Here is an 18,645-nt window from a genome sequence, read left to right as displayed (position 1 = left end):
ACCCGGCATACAACATAACAACGGCGGGTTATCCCGCCGTTTTTTATTAAAACTGCACGCACACCGGCTGATCGACCCGCATCACCGACTCCTGCGCGAAGCGTGACTTATAGATCCCACGTAATGCTTCGATATTTGTCTCACTCTGCGTATCTTTGCCGTGGATAAGCATCAGCGCCTTGCTCGGCTCACGCGCCACTTTTCCATCATTCCCCAGCCACTGACCGCGCGCATCAAATACCGTTAAACCATCGCGAAAACGCGGCGTCACGTCCTGGTCAACAAACTGCTGCCACTCGTTGTTCGTGATCTGCGCCCCGGCCGGACGGTTCAGACCGAAATAGAGCGTGGTCTGCTGCATCTGATTCTCGGCTTTGCAGGTCTCCACCGCCGCGTGCTGCGAGGGAGCAGTGCAGCCAGCCAGCATCAATACTGCCGCCACCATTACCCCTGCTTTGATTGTCATGCTTCGCTATCCTCATTGTTATAAGTATATGGATATCACAGGAAATTATGGATTTTGGCAAGAAAAAAGCCGGGTGGCGCTTGCGCTTACCCGGCCTACATTGTGCAGCGAGAAAAATTATTCTGCCTGGAGTTTAGACGGCGGTGCAGAGCGATAATGCGCATCCGCTTCTGCAAAGCGTTTCTGCATGGACGCAGACGGCGCTTTACCCAGCAGGCTGAACACCACAATACCGATGCTGCCGAAGATGAAGCCCGGAATAATTTCGTACAGGCCCAGCCACGCGAACTGTTTCCAGACGATAACGGTAACTGCACCAATGATCATTCCCGCCAGCGCGCCGTTACGGGTCATGCGTGACCACATCACGGAGAACAGGACCACCGGGCCAAATGCCGCACCAAAGCCTGCCCACGCGTAGCTCACCAGACCAAGCACACGGTTTTCCGGGTTTGCGGCCAGCGCAATCGCCACCAGCGCCACTGCCAGCACCATAAAGCGCCCTACCCATACCAGCTCTTGCTGGCTCGCGCCTTTACGCAGGAACGCTTTGTAGAGGTCTTCGGTAATCGCACTGGAGCAGACCAGCAGCTGGCAACTGAGGGTGGACATCACAGCCGCAAGGATCGCTGACAGCAGAATACCGGCAATCCACGGGTTGAACAGGATCTGCGCCAGCTCGATGAACACGCGCTCGGCGTTCTGGTTCACCGCGCCCGCCTGCGCCGGGTTGTTGTTGAAGTAGGCGATACCGAAGAAGCCTACCGCACACGCGCCAGCCAGACAGAGGATCATCCACGTCATACTGATTCGACGCGCATGAACGATGGTGTGGTGAGAATCGGCAGCCATAAAGCGCGCCAGAATGTGTGGTTGACCAAAGTAGCCCAGGCCCCAGCCCATCAGGGAGACGATGGCCACGAAGTTCAGTCCCTTCAGCATGTCGACGTTTTCAATGCTCTTCTGCTTGATCACTTCCAGCGAATCAGCAAAGCCACCGACGGTGAAAATCACAATCACCGGCGTCAGGATCAGGGCGAAAATCATCAGGCTCGCCTGCACGGTATCCGTCCAGCTTACCGCCAGGAACCCGCCCACGAAGGTGTAGAGGATGGTTGCCGCCGCACCGGCCCACAGCGCCGTTTCATAGCTCATGCCGAAGGTGCTTTCGAACAGACGCGCGCCCGCCACGATGCCGGAAGCACAATAGATAGTGAAGAACAGCAAAATCACAACCGCGGAGATAATACGCAGAATGCGGCTGTTATCTTCGAAACGTCCGGTGAAGTAATCCGGCAGCGTCAGGGCGTTGTTGTTGGCTTCGGTATGCACGCGCAGACGGCCTGCCACCAGCTTCCAGTTGATCCACGCGCCCACTGTCAGGCCAATCGCGATCCAGCTTTCAGAAATACCGGAGATGAAAATTGCCCCCGGCAGCCCCATCAGCAGCCAGCCGCTCATGTCGGATGCGCCTGCAGAGAGTGCAGTCACCATCGGGCCTAAACTGCGTCCGCCCAGAATGTAGTCGTCAAAGTTTTTCGTTGAACGCCACGCCAAAAACCCTATCAGGATCATGCCAAAAATATAAACGAGAAATGTCACCAGCATCGGTGTGCTAATTGCCATTCAAATTCTCCAAAATGTCGAGCGACAACCGTCCGGGTTGCCTTGTTATGTCATCACCGGAACGTAGTGATGTGTGTATGTGTTTCTGTTGGCCGCGCGTATCCTGCCGTAAGCTGTCCCCGCGCACAAACGATTTAACACTGCATTTACATCAAATTCATCCCTGGTTTTATACGTCTTTCCTATAGGTTGCACTCGCTCACGCTTTTACGGGTTGCACCTTTAAAAAGTGTTAAGTTCCGCATAAAAACAGGTGTGAGATGCAGAAGCCCATACTTTTTCCTGGCTAACCAACCGTTAACAATCCATTCATTTTCCGGGTTGCAGACCAGGTCACATTTAACACGGTTGCACAAAGTTGCAACATGGTGGATATTTCACGCTAACGACAGAACACGATTAAAGCACAACAGGAGTTTTGGCATGGGGATGACCACCATGGGGGTTAAGCTGGATGACGCGACCCGCGAACGGATTAAAACCGCAGCAACCCGTATCGATCGCACACCGCACTGGTTAATTAAGCAGGCCATTTTTAACTATCTGGAAAGGCTCGAGAGCGAAGAAGGGCTGCCTGAACTGCCCGCCCTGTTGACGGGCGCAGCGAATGAAAGCGAAGAGGCCACAACCGTGGCTGAAGAAAATCATCAGCCGTTCCTCGAATTCGCCGAGCAGATCCTGCCGCAGTCCGTTAGCCGCGCCGCCATCACCGGTGCATACCGCCGCGCCGAAACCGACGCTGTGCCGATGCTGCTGGAGCAGGCTCGCCTGCCGGAAGCCATCGCCGCCCAGGCGCACAGCCTGGCATATCAGTTGGCCGACAAACTGCGTAATCAGAAAACCGCCACCGGCCGCGCCGGGATGGTTCAGGGGCTGCTGCAGGAGTTCTCCCTCTCCTCTCAGGAAGGCGTGGCGCTGATGTGCCTGGCGGAAGCGCTGCTGCGTATTCCGGATAAAGCGACCCGCGACGCGCTGATCCGCGACAAAATCAGCAACGGCAACTGGCAGTCACATATTGGCCGCAGCCCGTCGCTGTTCGTGAACGCCGCCACCTGGGGTCTGCTGTTTACCGGCAGGCTGGTTTCCACCCACAACGAAGCCAACCTCTCCCGCTCCCTGAACCGCATTATCGGTAAGAGCGGCGAACCGCTGATCCGCAAAGGCGTGGACATGGCGATGCGCCTGATGGGTGAACAATTTGTGACCGGCGAGACCATTGCCGAAGCGCTGGCCAACGCCCGCAAGCTGGAAGATAAAGGTTTCCGCTACTCCTACGACATGCTGGGTGAAGCGGCGCTCACTGCTGCCGACGCTCAGGCGTATATGGTCTCCTACCAGCAGGCGATCCACGCCATCGGTAAAGCCTCTAACGGCCGCGGTATTTATGAAGGCCCTGGCATCTCGATTAAATTATCCGCGCTGCATCCACGTTACAGCCGCGCGCAGTACGACCGCGTGATGGAAGAACTGTACCCACGCCTGAAATCCCTGACGCTGCTGGCGCGCCAGTATGACATTGGCATCAACATCGATGCTGAAGAAGCAGACCGTCTGGAGATCTCCCTCGATCTGCTGGAAAAACTGTGCTTCGAGCCGGAGCTGGCAGGCTGGAACGGCATTGGTTTCGTTATCCAGGCATACCAGAAGCGTTGCCCGTTCGTCATTGATTACCTGATTGACCTGGCAAGCCGCAGTCGCCGCCGCCTGATGATCCGTCTGGTGAAAGGTGCGTACTGGGACAGCGAAATCAAACGCGCGCAGATGGAAGGTCTGGAAGGCTATCCGGTCTATACCCGCAAGGTCTACACCGATGTCTCTTACCTCGCCTGTGCGAAAAAGCTGCTCGGCGTGCCGAACCTGATCTACCCACAGTTCGCCACCCACAACGCCCATACGCTGGCGGCGATTTACAGCCTGGCCGGACAAAACTACTATCCCGGCCAGTACGAGTTCCAGTGCCTGCATGGTATGGGTGAACCGCTGTACGAGCAGGTCACCGGAAAAGTGGCGGACGGCAAGCTGAACCGTCCGTGCCGTATTTATGCTCCTGTAGGAACGCACGAAACCCTGCTGGCCTACCTGGTGCGTCGCCTGCTGGAGAACGGGGCCAACACGTCTTTCGTTAACCGCATCGCCGATACCACGCTGCCGCTGGACGAGCTGGTAGCCGATCCGGTGCAGGCCGTAGAGAAGATGGCCGCGCAGGAAGGCCAGATTGGTCTGCCGCATCCGAAGATTGCCCTGCCGCGCGAACTGTATGGCGCAGGCCGCGTCAACTCGGCGGGCCTGGATCTCGCCAACGAACACCGTCTGGCATCCCTCTCTTCTGCCCTGCTCAACAGCGCGCTGCAGAAATGGCAGGCCAAACCGATCCTTGAGCAGTCTGTCGAGGACGGCGACATGCAGCCGGTGATCAACCCGGCCGAGCCGAAAGATATTGTCGGCTACGTGCGTGAAGCGACCGAAGCGGAAGTCGATCAGGCGCTGGACAGCGCGGTGAACAACGCACCAATCTGGTTCGCCACGCCGCCGCAGGAGCGTGCCGCCATTCTGGAACGCGCGGCGGTGCTGATGGAAGATCAGATGCAGTCGCTCATCGGGATTCTGGTACGCGAAGCGGGGAAAACCTTCAGCAACGCCATCGCCGAAGTGCGTGAAGCCGTCGACTTCCTGCACTACTACGCATGCCAGGTGCGTGATGATTTCGATAACGAAACGCACCGTCCGCTCGGCCCGGTGGTGTGTATCAGCCCGTGGAACTTCCCGCTGGCGATCTTCACCGGCCAGATTGCCGCCGCCCTTGCCGCAGGCAACAGCGTGCTGGCGAAACCGGCAGAGCAAACGCCGCTGATTGCCGCGCAGGGCATTAACATTCTTCTTGAAGCAGGCGTACCAGCGGGCGTGGTCCAGCTGTTGCCGGGGCGTGGTGAGACGGTCGGCGCGAAACTGACTTCTGATAACCGCGTGCGCGGCGTGATGTTTACCGGCTCCACCGAAGTGGCGACGCTGCTGCAACGCAATATTGCGACGCGTCTGGACGCGCAGGGACGCCCGACGCCGCTGGTGGCCGAAACTGGCGGCTTGAACGCCATGATCGTTGACTCCTCCGCGCTGACCGAGCAGGTGGTGGTTGACGTGCTGGCCTCCGCCTTCGACAGCGCCGGTCAACGTTGTTCGGCTCTGCGCGTGCTGTGTCTGCAGGACGACGTGGCCGACCACACGCTGAAGATGCTGCGCGGGGCAATGGCCGAATGCCGCATGGGCAATCCGGGCCGTCTCACCACTGATATCGGGCCGGTGATCGACGCGGAAGCCAAAGCCAATATTGAAAACCACATTCAGGCCATGCGTGCCAAAGGCCGCCCGGTATTCCAGGCGGTGCGTGAGAACAGCGAGGATGCCCGCGAGTGGCAGACCGGCACCTTCGTGCCGCCAACGCTGATTGAACTGGCGAGCTTCGATGAACTGAAAAAAGAGGTCTTCGGCCCGGTACTGCACGTGGTGCGCTACAACCGTAACAACCTGAAGGAGCTGATTGAGCAGATCAACGCTTCCGGCTATGGCCTGACGCTCGGCGTGCATACCCGCATCGACGAAACCATTGCCCAGGTCACCGGCAGTGCCAGAGTGGGCAACCTGTACGTGAACCGCAACATGGTCGGTGCCGTGGTAGGCGTACAGCCGTTTGGCGGCGAAGGTCTGTCCGGCACCGGCCCGAAAGCGGGCGGTCCGCTCTATCTGTACCGTCTGCTGGCGAACCGTCCGGAGAATGCGCTGAGCGTGACGCTGGCACGTCAGGATGCGGAACGTCCGGTGGATGCGCAACTGAAATCCGTACTGACACAGCCGCTGGACGCGCTCATCGCGTGGGCAGAGAAACGCCCTGAGCTGCGTGCTGTCGCGCAGCAGTATGGTGAGCTGGCGCAGTCGGGTACGCAGCGTCTGCTGCCGGGTCCAACCGGCGAGCGCAACACCTGGACGCTGATGCCGCGCGAGCGCGTGCTGTGCGTGGCGGATAACGAGCAGGACGCACTGGTTCAACTGGCCGCCGCCGCTGCGACGGGCTGTGAAGTGCTGTGGCCGGAAGATGCGCTGCATCGCGACCTCGCCAAACAGCTGCCGAAGGAGGTCTCGGCCCGCATCCACTTTGCGAAAACCGATGCCCTGCTCACCCAGCCGTTTGATGCGGTCATTTACCACGGTGATTCCGACCAGTTACGCGAGCTGTGCGAGCAGGTTGCGGCACGCAGCGGGGCGATTGTCTCAGTGCAGGGCTTTGCGCGCGGAGAAACCAACCTGCTGCTGGAGCGTCTGTACGTGGAGCGCTCGCTCAGCGTCAATACCGCGGCGGCGGGCGGTAACGCCAGCCTGATGACCATCGGTTAATCGTGTAAACTCTCCCCGGAGGCGCTACGCTTACCGGGGCTACCAGTGTCACCGTAGGCCGGATAAGCTCAGCGCATCCGGCTTTTTTACATGGAGGGGACGATGAAACGATATTTGATTGCAGGTGCAGCACTGCTCCTGAGCGCCAGCGCGCTGGCCAACGAGTGCGACAACGCCACTACCCAGCTTGAACTGAATACCTGTAGCGCTGAGCAGTACCAGGCCGCCGACAAGAAGCTCAACCAGACGTATCAGGCCGCCATTAAACGCGCGGCTGCCCCCCAGCGCGACCTGCTGAAAAAAGCGCAGCAGGCGTGGATCGGCCTGCGCGATGCGGACTGCGCCTTTATCGGCTCGGGTACGGAAGGTGGCAGCGTTCAGCCAATGATTATTAACCAGTGCCTGGCGGAGAAAACCGTCGAGCGCGAAGCGTTTCTGGCCTCGCTGATGCAGTGTGAAGAAGGCGATTTAAGCTGTCCCCTCACCCCGGCCCTCTCCCCATAGGGGCGAGGGAGAAAAGACAGCACATCTCCCCTTTGGGAAGAGGGTTAGGGTGAGGGGAACTAACGCACGCGGACCCCTTCGATAATCATTCGCTGCACGTTTTCCAGCGTGCTCTGGAAAAACGCCTCATCCTGCAGCGTTTTGCCGGTCACCGCTTCAACCTGGGCCGCAAAGTCAGCGTAATGCTGGGTGGAGGCCCAAATCATAAAGATCAGATGATGCGGCTCAACGGGTGCCAGCTTCCCGCTGGCAACCCATCCAGCGATGATCGCGGATTTATCGTCCACCAGCTGTTTTAAATCCCCTGTCAGTTCAGCCTGCAGCAGCGGTGCCCCCTGCAGCATTTCCAGGCAGAATAACCGTGACGCCTGCGGGTAGTCGCGGGAGACCTCCAGCTTCAGGCGGATGTACTCTTTAATCGCCACCAGCGGAGCCAGTTCCTGACGAAAGGCTTTTAGCGGGGCCAGCCAGATATCGAGGATCTGCTGCATCACCGCCACATACAGCGCCTCTTTCGACGGGTAGTAGTAGAGCAGATTGGTTTTAGACACCCCGGCCTGCTCGGCCACCTGTTCAAGGCGCGTGCCGTGAATGCCAAACTGCGAAAACGTATCCAGCGCCGCGCTGAATATCGCCTGCTTCTTGGCGCTCACCGCCTGCGAACGTTTACCGGGTCTTTTCACTGCCGCCTGAGTCATTTTCGCTCTCCTTGTTTTTCTTAAAATGAATCCATGGGTTGGCTTTACTCAACCGTCAGATCCCCCGCCTCGCTCCGGCGCTTTCTGAGCTTTAGCTCGCTCACCAGCACGCCAGCGACGATAAACGCTGCGCCCACTATTGCCAGCCACGGCAGACGCTCCCCGGCGAGCCGTCCGAACACACCCGCCCAGACCGGTTCACCGGTGTAGATAACCGTGGCGCGCGTCGGAGAAACACTGCGCTGCGCCCAGTTCATCGTGACCTGGATAATGGCGCTAAAGATGCCCAGCCCCAGCGCGACGACGAGTAATCCAGTGGACATTGGCGGAACAGACTCTCCTGCCGGAACCATGGTGACAAATGCCACAAGCGACGCGGTTGCCAGTTGCACCACCGTCACCCGCCTGACGTCCACTTTTCCCGCCCAGGCGCTAATCAGGATAATTTCCGCCGCAATCGCCACCGCGCCAATAAGCGTGATCAGTTCACCGGGCCCCAGTGCCAGCAGCGAGTTTTCTGGCCCCGCCAGCAGGATCAGGCCGATAAACGCCAGCACAATCCCGATGCAGGACATCAGGCCGGGGAGTCGCCCCAGACACAGCCATTGCAGTAACGGCACCAGCGGGACATACATGGCGGTAATAAAAGCGGATTTACTGCTGGAGATGGTCTGCAACCCCCACGTCTGCAGGCTGTAGCCCATCGCAATGGCGATACCGATCGCCACTCCGGCCTTTAGCTCTTTGAGAGTCAGCCCACGCAGGGTTTTTAACGAGATCAACGCCACGGCAATCGCCGCCGTTGCAAACCGCAGGCCGACAAAAAAGAACGGATCGCTCAGGGTGACGGCATACTGGACGGCAAGGAATGTTCCACCCCAGAACATGGTGATGAGAATGAGGATGGCTTCCTGAGGTTTAACGGAGAATTTGAAACGTGAAGCAGACATGAGGCACCAGCAATAATCATCGATTCTGTAGTGTGCGATGCCTTTGGTTACAGTTCAATGTTGCAGAAATAAAAAAACCGCCGGGAAACCCGGCGGCAGAGGATCAACCCGGCGTATTACTTGCTGCTGCCGTGGCTGTTTTTACCCCCTTTTTTGCCAGCTTCAGATGCGCGCTGAGGGTCATTTTTGAAGTTGCCCCCGCTGCTCTGACCACCTTTACGACCTGCTTCTGATGCTCTTTCACGGTCTTCAGCGAAATTACCTGAACCACCACGATGGTTTGCCATCTCTAACCTCCAGAGTGTTAAACATTAGACATCATATTGCATTCAGTAAAAGAGGATTCTTTCACCTGGCGACTTAAGGACAGTGCCTTTATCTGCGTCGCGTGAAACTAATCTTAGTGGAATGAGGCTATCCGGCCAGTTAACAGTAATATCCTGCAACATGATCTCAGCCTTTCGAATGAGATAACGCGGCGGTTATTCATAAGCCTTTCTTATACATTAAAAAATCCACGCCATTAAAGTTGTTTCAGTTTGCTACAAACGGCATTTTAAAATTTATTGTTATAAATCAAAGAAATGCTGTTCATTTTTGCAGTCTGGCTGTGATGTCATATCTTTAAAAGAACGCAGCGATCCGCTGTCAGAAAAAACAAACGAGGAGTGATGCAAAATGGCAAAAGTTCTGGTGCTCTATTATTCCATGTATGGACACATTGAAACCATGGCTCACGCAGTTGCAGAAGGTGCAAACAAAGTGGATGGCGTTGAGGTTGTGGTGAAGCGTGTACCGGAAACCATGCAGGCCGAAGCCTTCGCCAAAGCCGGGGGGAAAACCCAAAACGCCCCGGTCGCGACCCCGCAGGAGCTGGCCGAATACGATGCCATTATCTTTGGCACTCCTACCCGCTTTGGCAATATGTCAGGCCAGATGCGCACCTTCCTCGATCAGACCGGAGGACTTTGGGCATCGGGTGCATTATACGGCAAGCTCGCCAGCGTCTTCAGTTCCACCGGTACGGGGGGCGGCCAGGAACAGACAATCACCTCAACCTGGACTACCCTTGCTCATCATGGAATGGTGATTGTGCCTATTGGCTACGGTGCGCAGGAACTGTTTGATGTCTCTCAGGTTCGCGGCGGCACGCCTTACGGTGCCACCACTATTGCGGGTGGTGATGGTTCACGTCAGCCCAGCAATGAAGAGCTCTCTATCGCCCGGTATCAGGGTGAATATGTCGCGGGTCTTGCCAAAAAACTGAACGGCTAACCCAACAGGAGGACAAGCATGCCAACTCAAGAATCCAAAGCTCACCGCGTGGGCGAATGGGCAAGTTTACGTAATACCTCGCCGGAGATTGCCGAAGCCATCTTTGAAGTCGCAAAATACGATGAAAAACTGGCAGAGCAGATTTGGGAAGAAGGCAGCGATGAAGTTCTGGAGCGCGCCTTCGGGAAAACGGACAAAGATTCGCTCTTCTGGGGTGAGCAAACCATCGAACGTAAAAACGTCTGAACGTTTCCCCCCGCCGCTGCGGGGGGTTGTCTTGCTATTTCGCCGCGTCGTTCATTACCGCATTAAATTTATCGATCGGACAGAAGCCGTTGGCATCCACCGGACAGCCTTTCAGCTCCAGCGTTACGCGCTGCGCCGGAGACTGCAGCGACAGTGCGCTGGCATTTCGCAGCTGTTCTGAGCTTTGATAAACATACTCAATCTTCATCAGTTCACGATTCGCGCCCTTATCATGCCAGCGCTGGAACACAATCTTGCCGCCAATGGGGGTCCGCTCCTGCTGGTCATGCAACTGATAGGGTTTAAAATCAAGCGCCGTCAGCAGCGAAGCGATGTTGGAGTCATGCCCCACCAGCAGCGTGATTTTCGGTGCTTTCGCCTGTTCAGTCACCAGGGCTTTGTCGATGTACTTAACCAGCGGTTTAGCAACGTTCTGCGCAACTTCCGTAGAGGTAAACAGCGAGTCCTGATAACCGTTTTTCAGCTTCGACAGTACCCGCCACTGCTGGTCAGTTTTGATATCGCCCCAGGCAACCTGATCAAGCGGGAAGCCTTCGTAATACTGCAGCGTAAAGGCATCGACCAGGGAATTACCGACCTTAAGCGGCCCGGAAACGCCGGGCTCTTTTTCGTATTCTGCACTGAACGTATCTTTCTCCCCGGTCAGCGAGCAGACTTTTTTCTCTTTGCAGGACGGTGATTCCGCGTAATTTGTCATCTGCTCCAGCAGCTTGTAGCTCTCATCAAGCTGCATTTTCTGGCGTTCCGCCGCCATTGCTTTCAGTGCTTTTTCACGGAATTCAGGCGAGTTATCAGTGATGACCGGATTAAAGGTCGGGTCCATCGTGCCCATTTTTTCCTGATGGTGCACCGGAACATCACACCCCGGAAACGCCCCGGTAATAAAGAATTGCGCGGTCGCTACGGTGCGCTGCAGACTGTTGGCGTAGGCATAAACGGTATCCGCTGGCGGACACTCGCCCGTGGTGACCATGCCCTGTTTTGCCAGCCACTCACGCATATAGTGGCCCATATAGACTTCGAGCACACCGCCTTTGGTCGTCAGTTGACCACCCGGTACATCCCATTCCGGCCACTTTTCTGGCGTGGACTGCTCCAGCACGCTGCCGTTATTGGCGAGCGGCGCACGCAGGTTATGGCGACTCATGATTAAAACTTGTTCCAGCTGATACCCGTCCGGCGTCTCTTGCGCCTGGGCACCAAACGTCACTGAAACTGAACCTGCCACGGCAATCGCGAGTAGTGCTTTTCTCATCCCTAATTCCTCACTCGGTTTTAAAGGTCGGATCAAGTGTGACAGATTGATGACAATTTTCCCGGAAGCATTTCTCAAACTGATAATTACGCGGGCAGAAAGGGCGTTCAGGGTTCAGAAAAGCGTGATGCCAATGGCCGCGCCCACATACAGCGCCGCCCATACGGAGGCCGAAACCAGGCTGATAAGATAGACCTTCACCACGCTGAGCCTGAGCATACCCGCCGCCAGCGGCACGATATAACGCAACACCGCCAGAAAACGGGAGGTAAACAGGACCAGCACGCCGTTTTTCTGTAGCTGATGCTGTACACGCAAAAATTTATCAGCATGTTTTGAGGTGAAGCGCGTGACCCAGCGCGTATCGCCCATGCATTGTCCTGTATGGTAATTCAGCAACGAGCCCGCCGTTGCCCCCATCACAACAGCGAGCCATGCGAGACCCGGATGTAAACCCGGCTGGCTGACGGTTATTCCCGCCAGCAACATGACCGACGCGGGCGGAAGCACAGAGGAGATAATCACCGTCGATTTACCCAGTGCCATTGCAAATAACAACGCGAACAGATGAGCTGGATAAAGCGCAAAATGATTAAGTAAATTATCTAACCATGCCATCTCCCCGCCTCCGCGTTATTTAATCCTCCATTTAAAGTTAATAACCTTAAATAAACCCTCAACGTGTTAACAGAAATAATCACCTAAACATTTCTTAAACATTATTTAAATTTCAAAGCAGCAGGAAAAAATAAGCGTATTATCCCCCTCGTTTACAACGATCTCGTTATGGCGAGGCTCCTGTACAAATACACGTTATCGCTCTGGTGGGTTCGAGAGAACCGGCACAGGGTAAAACAGGCACTGTCGAATCAAGGCTTTGTCAGTATAACTTCCTGAAAAGGATACGGTGTACAGTGCTGAACCCAGGACGTGGGGATCTCTTCTTCGACATGCCCTGTCTTGCTCGCCCCTGAGAGATTTTATTATTCAAAGGGAATTCACTATGTCTTACTCCATTCACAACCAAAACCCGGCATTCAATGAAAGCGCGATCGCGCAATATATGAATACCGATTTTATCGCTCTTGATATCTCATTATGCGTGGGACTGGCGCGCGAACAGTTTTTCGAGAAATTAAAAGACAATGATATTCCGTCGCATATTTTCATCGAAGATAATGGTCGTCTGGCCGGTATGATTGCCGTTCGCAGATTATTGCAGGAAGCCAATACGGTGCAACCGGTTAACGCTCTGATGGTGTCGCATTTTATTCAGGTTAAACCTGAAGACGAACGCGCGGATATTGCCGCACTGCTGGCCCACGGAGAGGCCGACGTGGTTCCTGTGGTCACGCACGGAAAACTGGTCGGATGCCTGACAGAGCGCGAAATTGCGCATCTGCTGGAGGATGATGTGACGGAAGATGCCCAGCTTCAGGGGGCCACTCTGCCGCTGGAAAAACCGTATCTGGAAACCAGCGCATTCAGCCTGTGGAAAAAACGCTCCGTCTGGCTACTGCTGCTGTTTGTTGCCGAGGCTTATACCAGCTCAGTCATTCAGCATTTTGAAGAGGCGCTGGAATCCGCCATTGCGCTGGCGTTCTTTATTCCATTGCTGATTGGTACAGGGGGAAACAGCGGTACGCAAATTACCTCCACGCTGGTGCGCGCGATGGCGCTGGGAGAAGTGCATTTACGCGATGTTGGCCGCGTACTGCGCAAAGAGATGAGCACCTCGCTCATGATCGCCGTCACGCTCGGCCTGGCAGGATGTTTCCGGGCATGGATGATGGGGATTGGGCTGGAAATTACCCTTATTGTCAGCCTGACGCTGGTCTGTATAACACTGTGGAGCGCGACTGTCTCTTCTGTGATCCCGATGGTACTTAAGCGCTGTGGTATCGACCCTGCCGTGGTCTCCGCGCCGTTTATCGCTACCCTGATCGACGGCACCGGCTTGATTATCTACTTCAAGATTGCCCAGTACACGCTGGGGCTGGAGTAATATCCCCCTTTCCCGGTAACGCCAGGTAAAAACAAAAAGCCCTGCAATATTGCTATTGCAGGGCTTTTCAAATTTGGCGGAAGCGTAGAGATTCGAACTCTAGAACCCTTTCGGGTCGCCGGTTTTCAAGACCGGTGCCTTCAACCGCTCGGCCACGCTTCCAGAGTGAGGCGCACTATAAACGTCTCAACGCGCTATGTAAAGCAGGAAATTGAGGAATTTAAACATGTTTCGCTCCCGCCGCGGTGAGACGGTTGCTCTCAGCGCCAACACATGTATTATGTTATAACATAACAATTGAAGGATCGGGATCGTGTTTACCAAAAAAGCGCTAGTAATATCTGTGTTAATGACTTTTGCTCATGTCACTTTTGCCTCATCAACCTTCCCTCTTTCGCTTGAAAACTGTGGGATAAAACAAACGTTCTCTGCGCCACCGAAGCATGTTGTCACCGTCGGGCAGCATGAGACCGAATTACTGCTGGCATTAGGGCTGGAGAAAACAATTGGCGCTACGTCAGTCTGGTTTGAAAAGCTGCCAGCGCCTCTGGCGGAGGCCGGTAAAAATCTCAAAAAGCTGGCCGACAACTCTCCCTCTTTTGAAGCGGTTGTGGCGCAAAAACCCGATCTGGTGCTCGCCCAGTATTACTGGCACATCGGACCGCAAGGTGAAGTCGGCACCCGCGAACAGTTTGCATCGCTGGGGATCAACACCTGGATTTCTCCGGCGGACTGCACAAATAAAGGCGTAACCGAAAACTCAAACGCGGATGGCGCGCGCAGTGCGCCCTTCTCAATGGCGGAGATTGAGCGGGAAGTGAGCGATCTAGCGACGATTTTTGATGTCGCAGAGCGAGGAAAGCAGCTGAATACAACGCTGACAAAACGCATTGCGCATGCGCAACAGCAAGCTGGCGCAAATTCGCGCGCACCGCTGAAAGTTGTATTTTGGTTTTCAAGCAGCAGACTGAACGGCGATCCCTGGGTAGCCGGGGATTACGGGGCTCCTGGCTGGATCAGCCGTACGCTCGGGTTGCAGAATATTATTGATTCCCATGATGAGTGGCCTGCCGTGACGTGGGAGCATATCGCTCAGGCACAGCCTGATGTTATCGTCATTGCTGATATGGCGCGGAGGCTCTACCCTGCCGATGATGTTGCCGCTAAAAAGGCCTTTTTGCTAAGCGATCCGGTAACGAAGAATATTCCCGCGGTCAAAAATAATCGCATTATTGTTGTTCCGGCGATGTCCCTGAACCCTTCGCTGCGCACCGTTGATGCCGTTGAGAAAATCAGCCAACAGCTTGTCTTGTTTCAGGCCAGGTAATGAACCGTTTCCCCTTAACCTTACCTCGCTGGAACCAGCGAGGCCCGATCACGCTGGCTGTCATTGCCTTACCCTTGATGCTGGTATTCGCCGCCAGTATCGGGGATATGGCGGTGTCGTATACCAGCACGGCAAAAGCGATCCTCAACGGGCTGGGAGTCACCTCGTATGTTCTGCCCCAGACAGAAGAAGGCATTGTCTGGCAGTACCGGATGAGCCGGGCGCTGATGGCAGCGTGCAGCGGCGGTGGTCTGGCACTGTCCGGGTTGGTACTGCAGTCGATTCTGCGCAATCCATTAGCTGAACCTTACCTGCTGGGTGTTTCTGCCGGGGCGTCCCTGGGGGCCGTGTGCGTGATGCTGCTGGGGATCGGCGGCAGTACGCTCGGCGTCAGTAGCGGTGCGTTTGTGGGCTCCTGCGCTGCTTTCGTGCTCATCATGCTTATTACCAATGGCATGACCGAAAGTCCGTCGCGCATTTTGCTGGCTGGAATAGCCGGAACGCAATTGTTCAATGCACTGACCGCGTATGTGGTCAGTACCTCAGCAAACGCCGAGCAATCACGTAGCGTGATGTTCTGGCTTCTGGGGAGCCTGAGCGGTGTGCGCTGGCCGGATGCGATACTGGCGTTGACGGTGACGATGCTGGGCTTAATTGTGGTGTTAACCTTTGCCCGTGCACTGGATACGTTCTCCTTTGGCGATGAGGTATCCACGACGCTGGGCATTCCGGTGACCTTCGTCCGCGTTATTTTGCTGCTCACCTGCGCGTTAGTCACCGCAACCCTGGTGAGCGCAATTGGCGCAGTGGGCTTTGTCGGGCTGGTGATCCCTCACGTGACACGCATGATCGGCGGCCCTGGACATAGTCGATCCGTTCCACTGACGTTCCTGATCGGCAGTCACTTTATGATTGTGGCGGATATCGTGTCTCGTACCGTGATAACGCATCAGGTGCTGCCGATTGGTGTGGTGACAGCCCTGGTGGGTGCCCCTGCGTTTGTGGTGTTGCTGTATCGCAACCGGGAGACTAAAAAATGAACATTTCCGTTGCCGGATTACAGGTGACAATGCAATCACAAACGGTCCTGAAGGGGATCGATCTTGAACTGCCATCCGGACAAATCATCGGCCTGCTTGGACCAAACGGCTCAGGGAAATCAACGCTGTTGCGCTGTCTGGCGGGGCTATTCCCGCAACACGCGCAACGTGTCGCGTTTAACGGCAGGATGCTTGGTGATGTGCCACTCAGGATACGAGCAAAACAGCTGGCCTTTGTACCTCAACATGCTGAGGTTGACGGGGAACTTACCGTCGAACAGATCGTCCGTTTGGGTCGAACGCCCTACCGAAGGGCGCTCCGGCGCTTCACCGATGAAGATGAGTTGGCCGTTGAAGAGGCGATACGTTTAATGCGGCTAAACACGCTTCGTCACCGGCGTTGGGGGCAATTATCGGGTGGAGAGCGCCAGCGCAGCCAGATAGCCCGCGCGCTGGCGCAACAACCGCACGTATTACTGCTGGATGAGCCGACAAACCACCTGGACATCCAGTACCAGCTGGAACTGATGACCCTGATTTCGCAACTGCCGCTCACGGTGGTCATAGCCCTGCACGATCTCAATCTGGCGGCGAACTACTGTCAGCGTCTGGTGCTGCTGAAATCCGGACGCATTTCATCCATCGGTACACCCGAAAATGTCCTTACGCCGGACAATATTGAGAAAACCTGGAACGTTAAAGCGAGGGTTAAACGGGAAGACGAGAAAATCGCGATCAGCTATATCATGGGGTGACTTTGGCCCTGAAAAGAAAAACCCCGCGATATTGCTATCGCGGGGCTATTCCTTATCTGGCGGAAGCGCAGAGATTCGAACTCTGGAACCCTTTCGGGTCGCCGGTTTTCAAGACCGGTGCCTTCAACCGCTCGGCCACACTTCCGGAATGAGGCGCACTATAAACACCTCATTGCGCCCTGTAAAGGGTGATTGCATTCGTTCGCCTGAAAAATAGCCAACACGTGTTTAATCGGTTGAATTGACAACGCATTGACCATTTTATCAACACAAAATCTTACCGCTGCTCAGTGCTTTTTGATGTACATATCTTTGGTGAAGTAATAACCCAGTTTGTCTGGCGTAAATCCACCCACCCACGGTTTCACCAGGTGTGTACGCACGTAGTGGTAAACCGGAATAGCGGGAACATCGCGCCCCAGGAGATCTTCCGCCTGCTGGTAGAACTTCCCGCGCGCTTCCGGCGTCTTGGCTTTTGCTGCATTTACCAGCGCCTGATCGTAATCCGGGTTGCTGTACTGGCTGGTGTTCTCGCTGTCGCCGGTGCGGAAGTTGTTCAGGAAGGTCGCCGCATCGTCATAATCCGCAATCCAGGCGTAGCGCACTGCATCGAAGTTATGGGTATGCATGGTATCCAGCATGGTTTTCCATTCCTGATTTTGCAGCTTCGCCTCCACGCCGAGATTTTTCTTCCACATGGAGCTGGCGGCAATGGCAATGCGCTGGTGCGATTCAGAGGTATTGTAGAGCAGATTAAAACTGAGCGGATGGTCGGCGTTAAACCCGGCTTCAGCCAGCAGTTTTTTCGCCTCGGCAATGCGTTTATCCATCGGCCAGCTGGCGTAATCCGGATTCTTCAATGTTACACCGCCAATATTCGGCTGGCTGATCAGCCATGCCGGACGTTGCCCCTGACCCAGCACTTTTTCCGCAATGATGTCTTTATCCAGCGCCATATTCAGCGCTTTTCGCACGCGGGCATCGTTAAATGGCGGTCGTGTGGTGTTGAATTCATAATAGTAAGTAGCAAGCTGCGGAGACACGTCCAGCTCGCTACCCAGCGTTTTCCTCAGTTGGGCAAACTGGTTGATTGGCACGGTGTACACAATGTCAATCTCACCCGCTTTATAGCGGTTCACATCCGAGGCTTCTGAGGTGATTGGCAGGTATGTCACCTTGTTGATGACGGTATGAGCGTTATCCCAGTAGCGCGGGTTACGCTCGGCCACAATGCGCTCGTTGACCACCCACTGCGAGAGCTTATAGGCACCGCTGCTGACGAAATGTTCCGGCCGGGTCCACTTCTCACCAAATCGACCAATCAGCACTTTATCGACCGGTACCAGCGACGGGTGTGCCAGCATCGCCAGGAATGCGGCATTAGGTTGGGTGAGCGTGACTTCCAGCGTAGCGTCATCGATCGCTTTGACGCCCAGTTTGTCCGGCGTTTGTTTACCCTGGGCAATGTCTGCCGCATTAACGATATGCATATTGCCCGGATAGCTGGCATACGGCGAAGCTGTCTTAGGATCAACCAGACGCTGCCAGCTCCAGACAACATCTTCCGCCGTAATGGCAGTGCCATCGCTCCATGTAATGCCCGGACGCAAATGGAAGGTCCAGACGGTGTTGTCTTTGTTTTCCCATTTTTCCGCCAGCCGCGGCTGGATCTCACCTGACGGGGAGACGCTCACCAGCCCTTCGAATAAATCACTGATAATATTAAATTCGACATCGCTTTCGACTTTATGCGGATCGAGCGTTGACGGCTCACTGCCATTATTCCTGACCAGTTCCTGTTTTTCAGCCAGCTGTGTTCCTGCTGGTACGTTAGCCGCCCAGGTCGCCGTGCTGGCGCACAGAAGCCCTGCGGATAACAAAGAAAGGGTAACGTGCATGCGTGATTGTGGTTTCATTTCCTTCGCCTTATTGTCTGTTTTTTGACGATCCGGAGATAACTCTTAGCGCTCCGGAAGTAATAAGGCAATATATTTCAGTAACCTATAAGAGGTTGATCTGAATAAATCGCGCAAACCGTTCTTCATTCTGCAGAACCGTCTTTCTGCAGAAGAAACAACCAACGCCGCGGCT

Annotated in this window: 16 protein-coding genes, 2 tRNA genes and 1 riboswitch; of the genes, 8 read left to right on the top strand and 10 right to left on the bottom strand. The window is 55.4% G+C overall.

Annotation, left to right across the window (positions count from 1 at the left end):
* Positions 1-46: 46 nt before the first annotated feature.
* Entirely contained in the window at positions 47-466 is a 420-nt protein-coding gene (locus tag EoCCA6_RS20075) for a DUF3574 domain-containing protein (protein WP_152084149.1), read from the bottom strand.
* Positions 467-583: 117 nt separating this feature from the next.
* Entirely contained in the window at positions 584-2,092 is a 1,509-nt protein-coding gene (putP, locus tag EoCCA6_RS20070) for a sodium/proline symporter PutP (protein ID WP_152084148.1), read from the bottom strand.
* A 423-nt stretch (positions 2,093-2,515) separates the two neighbouring features.
* On the opposite strand from putP, the gene putA reads away from it, so the two are divergent.
* Together putA and EoCCA6_RS20060 are read left to right on the top strand one after the other, a co-directional pair.
* Positions 2,516-6,478 (top strand): trifunctional transcriptional regulator/proline dehydrogenase/L-glutamate gamma-semialdehyde dehydrogenase, encoded by a 3,963-nt coding sequence (gene putA / locus EoCCA6_RS20065; RefSeq protein ID WP_152084147.1) that lies wholly within the window; start codon positions 2,516-2,518, stop codon positions 6,476-6,478.
* Between the two features lie 102 nt (positions 6,479-6,580).
* Positions 6,581-6,982, top strand: coding sequence for a lysozyme inhibitor LprI family protein (locus EoCCA6_RS20060; RefSeq protein WP_152084146.1), 402 nt, complete (start codon positions 6,581-6,583; stop codon positions 6,980-6,982).
* A gap of 59 nt (positions 6,983-7,041) precedes the next feature.
* On the opposite strand, the gene rutR is transcribed toward EoCCA6_RS20060, so the two are convergent.
* The 3 genes from rutR to EoCCA6_RS20045 form a co-directional block, all read right to left on the bottom strand.
* On the bottom strand, positions 7,042-7,680 hold the full coding sequence (rutR, locus tag EoCCA6_RS20055; RefSeq protein WP_152084145.1) for an HTH-type transcriptional regulator RutR: 639 nt from the start codon (positions 7,678-7,680) through the stop codon (positions 7,042-7,044).
* A gap of 44 nt (positions 7,681-7,724) precedes the next feature.
* Positions 7,725-8,630, bottom strand: a complete 906-nt coding sequence (locus tag EoCCA6_RS20050) for a DMT family transporter (RefSeq protein ID WP_152084144.1) — start codon at positions 8,628-8,630, stop codon at positions 7,725-7,727.
* A gap of 116 nt (positions 8,631-8,746) precedes the next feature.
* Positions 8,747-8,917, bottom strand: coding sequence for a con-10 family general stress protein (locus EoCCA6_RS20045; RefSeq protein ID WP_059354485.1), 171 nt, complete (start codon positions 8,915-8,917; stop codon positions 8,747-8,749).
* A gap of 391 nt (positions 8,918-9,308) precedes the next feature.
* Here EoCCA6_RS20045 and wrbA point away from each other — a divergent pair, with 391 nt between their 5' ends.
* Positions 9,309-9,905 (top strand): NAD(P)H:quinone oxidoreductase, encoded by a 597-nt coding sequence (gene wrbA / locus EoCCA6_RS20040; protein WP_090279120.1) that lies wholly within the window; start codon positions 9,309-9,311, stop codon positions 9,903-9,905.
* Between the two features lie 18 nt (positions 9,906-9,923).
* Positions 9,924-10,151: a YccJ family protein gene (locus tag EoCCA6_RS20035; protein WP_152084143.1), complete on the top strand. Its 228-nt coding sequence runs from the start codon at positions 9,924-9,926 to the stop codon at positions 10,149-10,151.
* Between the two features lie 34 nt (positions 10,152-10,185).
* Here EoCCA6_RS20035 and agp read toward each other — a convergent pair whose 3' ends face one another.
* Complete coding sequence (gene agp / locus EoCCA6_RS20030; protein ID WP_152084142.1) at positions 10,186-11,427, bottom strand: bifunctional glucose-1-phosphatase/inositol phosphatase; 1,242 nt, start codon at positions 11,425-11,427, stop codon at positions 10,186-10,188.
* A gap of 114 nt (positions 11,428-11,541) precedes the next feature.
* On the bottom strand, positions 11,542-12,045 hold the full coding sequence (locus EoCCA6_RS20025; protein WP_152084141.1) for a DedA family protein: 504 nt from the start codon (positions 12,043-12,045) through the stop codon (positions 11,542-11,544).
* Positions 12,046-12,200: 155 nt separating this feature from the next.
* Positions 12,201-12,370, top strand: a riboswitch (M-box (ykoK) riboswitch).
* 60 nt (positions 12,371-12,430) lie between these two features.
* On the opposite strand from EoCCA6_RS20025, the gene EoCCA6_RS20020 reads away from it, so the two are divergent.
* A complete protein-coding gene (locus tag EoCCA6_RS20020; RefSeq protein ID WP_152084140.1) occupies positions 12,431-13,432 on the top strand; it encodes a magnesium transporter in 1,002 nt (333 codons plus the stop codon).
* A 74-nt stretch (positions 13,433-13,506) separates the two neighbouring features.
* Here the strand turns inward: EoCCA6_RS20020 and EoCCA6_RS20015 are convergent.
* Positions 13,507-13,594, bottom strand: a tRNA-Ser gene (locus EoCCA6_RS20015).
* A 151-nt stretch (positions 13,595-13,745) separates the two neighbouring features.
* Here EoCCA6_RS20015 and EoCCA6_RS20010 point away from each other — a divergent pair.
* Genes EoCCA6_RS20010 through EoCCA6_RS20000 form a run of 3 tightly spaced genes read left to right on the top strand, consistent with a single transcriptional unit; the run spans position 13,746 to position 16,554 of the window.
* Positions 13,746-14,759 (top strand): ABC transporter substrate-binding protein, encoded by a 1,014-nt coding sequence (locus EoCCA6_RS20010; RefSeq protein ID WP_174779605.1) that lies wholly within the window; start codon positions 13,746-13,748, stop codon positions 14,757-14,759.
* On the top strand, positions 14,759-15,799 hold the full coding sequence (locus tag EoCCA6_RS20005; protein ID WP_152084139.1) for a FecCD family ABC transporter permease: 1,041 nt from the start codon (positions 14,759-14,761) through the stop codon (positions 15,797-15,799). Before EoCCA6_RS20010 ends, EoCCA6_RS20005 begins: the two co-directional genes overlap by 1 nt.
* Positions 15,796-16,554, top strand: coding sequence for an ABC transporter ATP-binding protein (locus EoCCA6_RS20000; RefSeq protein ID WP_152084138.1), 759 nt, complete (start codon positions 15,796-15,798; stop codon positions 16,552-16,554). The genes EoCCA6_RS20005 and EoCCA6_RS20000 overlap by 4 nt, the downstream gene beginning before the upstream one ends.
* A 57-nt stretch (positions 16,555-16,611) precedes the next feature.
* On the opposite strand, the gene EoCCA6_RS19995 is transcribed toward EoCCA6_RS20000, so the two are convergent.
* Together EoCCA6_RS19995 and EoCCA6_RS19990 are read right to left on the bottom strand one after the other, a co-directional pair.
* A tRNA-Ser gene (locus tag EoCCA6_RS19995) sits at positions 16,612-16,699 on the bottom strand.
* Between the two features lie 142 nt (positions 16,700-16,841).
* On the bottom strand, positions 16,842-18,470 hold the full coding sequence (locus EoCCA6_RS19990; RefSeq protein ID WP_152084137.1) for an ABC transporter substrate-binding protein: 1,629 nt from the start codon (positions 18,468-18,470) through the stop codon (positions 16,842-16,844).
* Positions 18,471-18,645 lie beyond the last annotated feature (175 nt).

Source organism: Enterobacter oligotrophicus, assembly GCF_009176645.1.
Taxonomy (GTDB): domain Bacteria; phylum Pseudomonadota; class Gammaproteobacteria; order Enterobacterales; family Enterobacteriaceae; genus Enterobacter; species Enterobacter oligotrophicus.
This window is presented reverse-complemented; position numbering and strand designations above follow the sequence as displayed.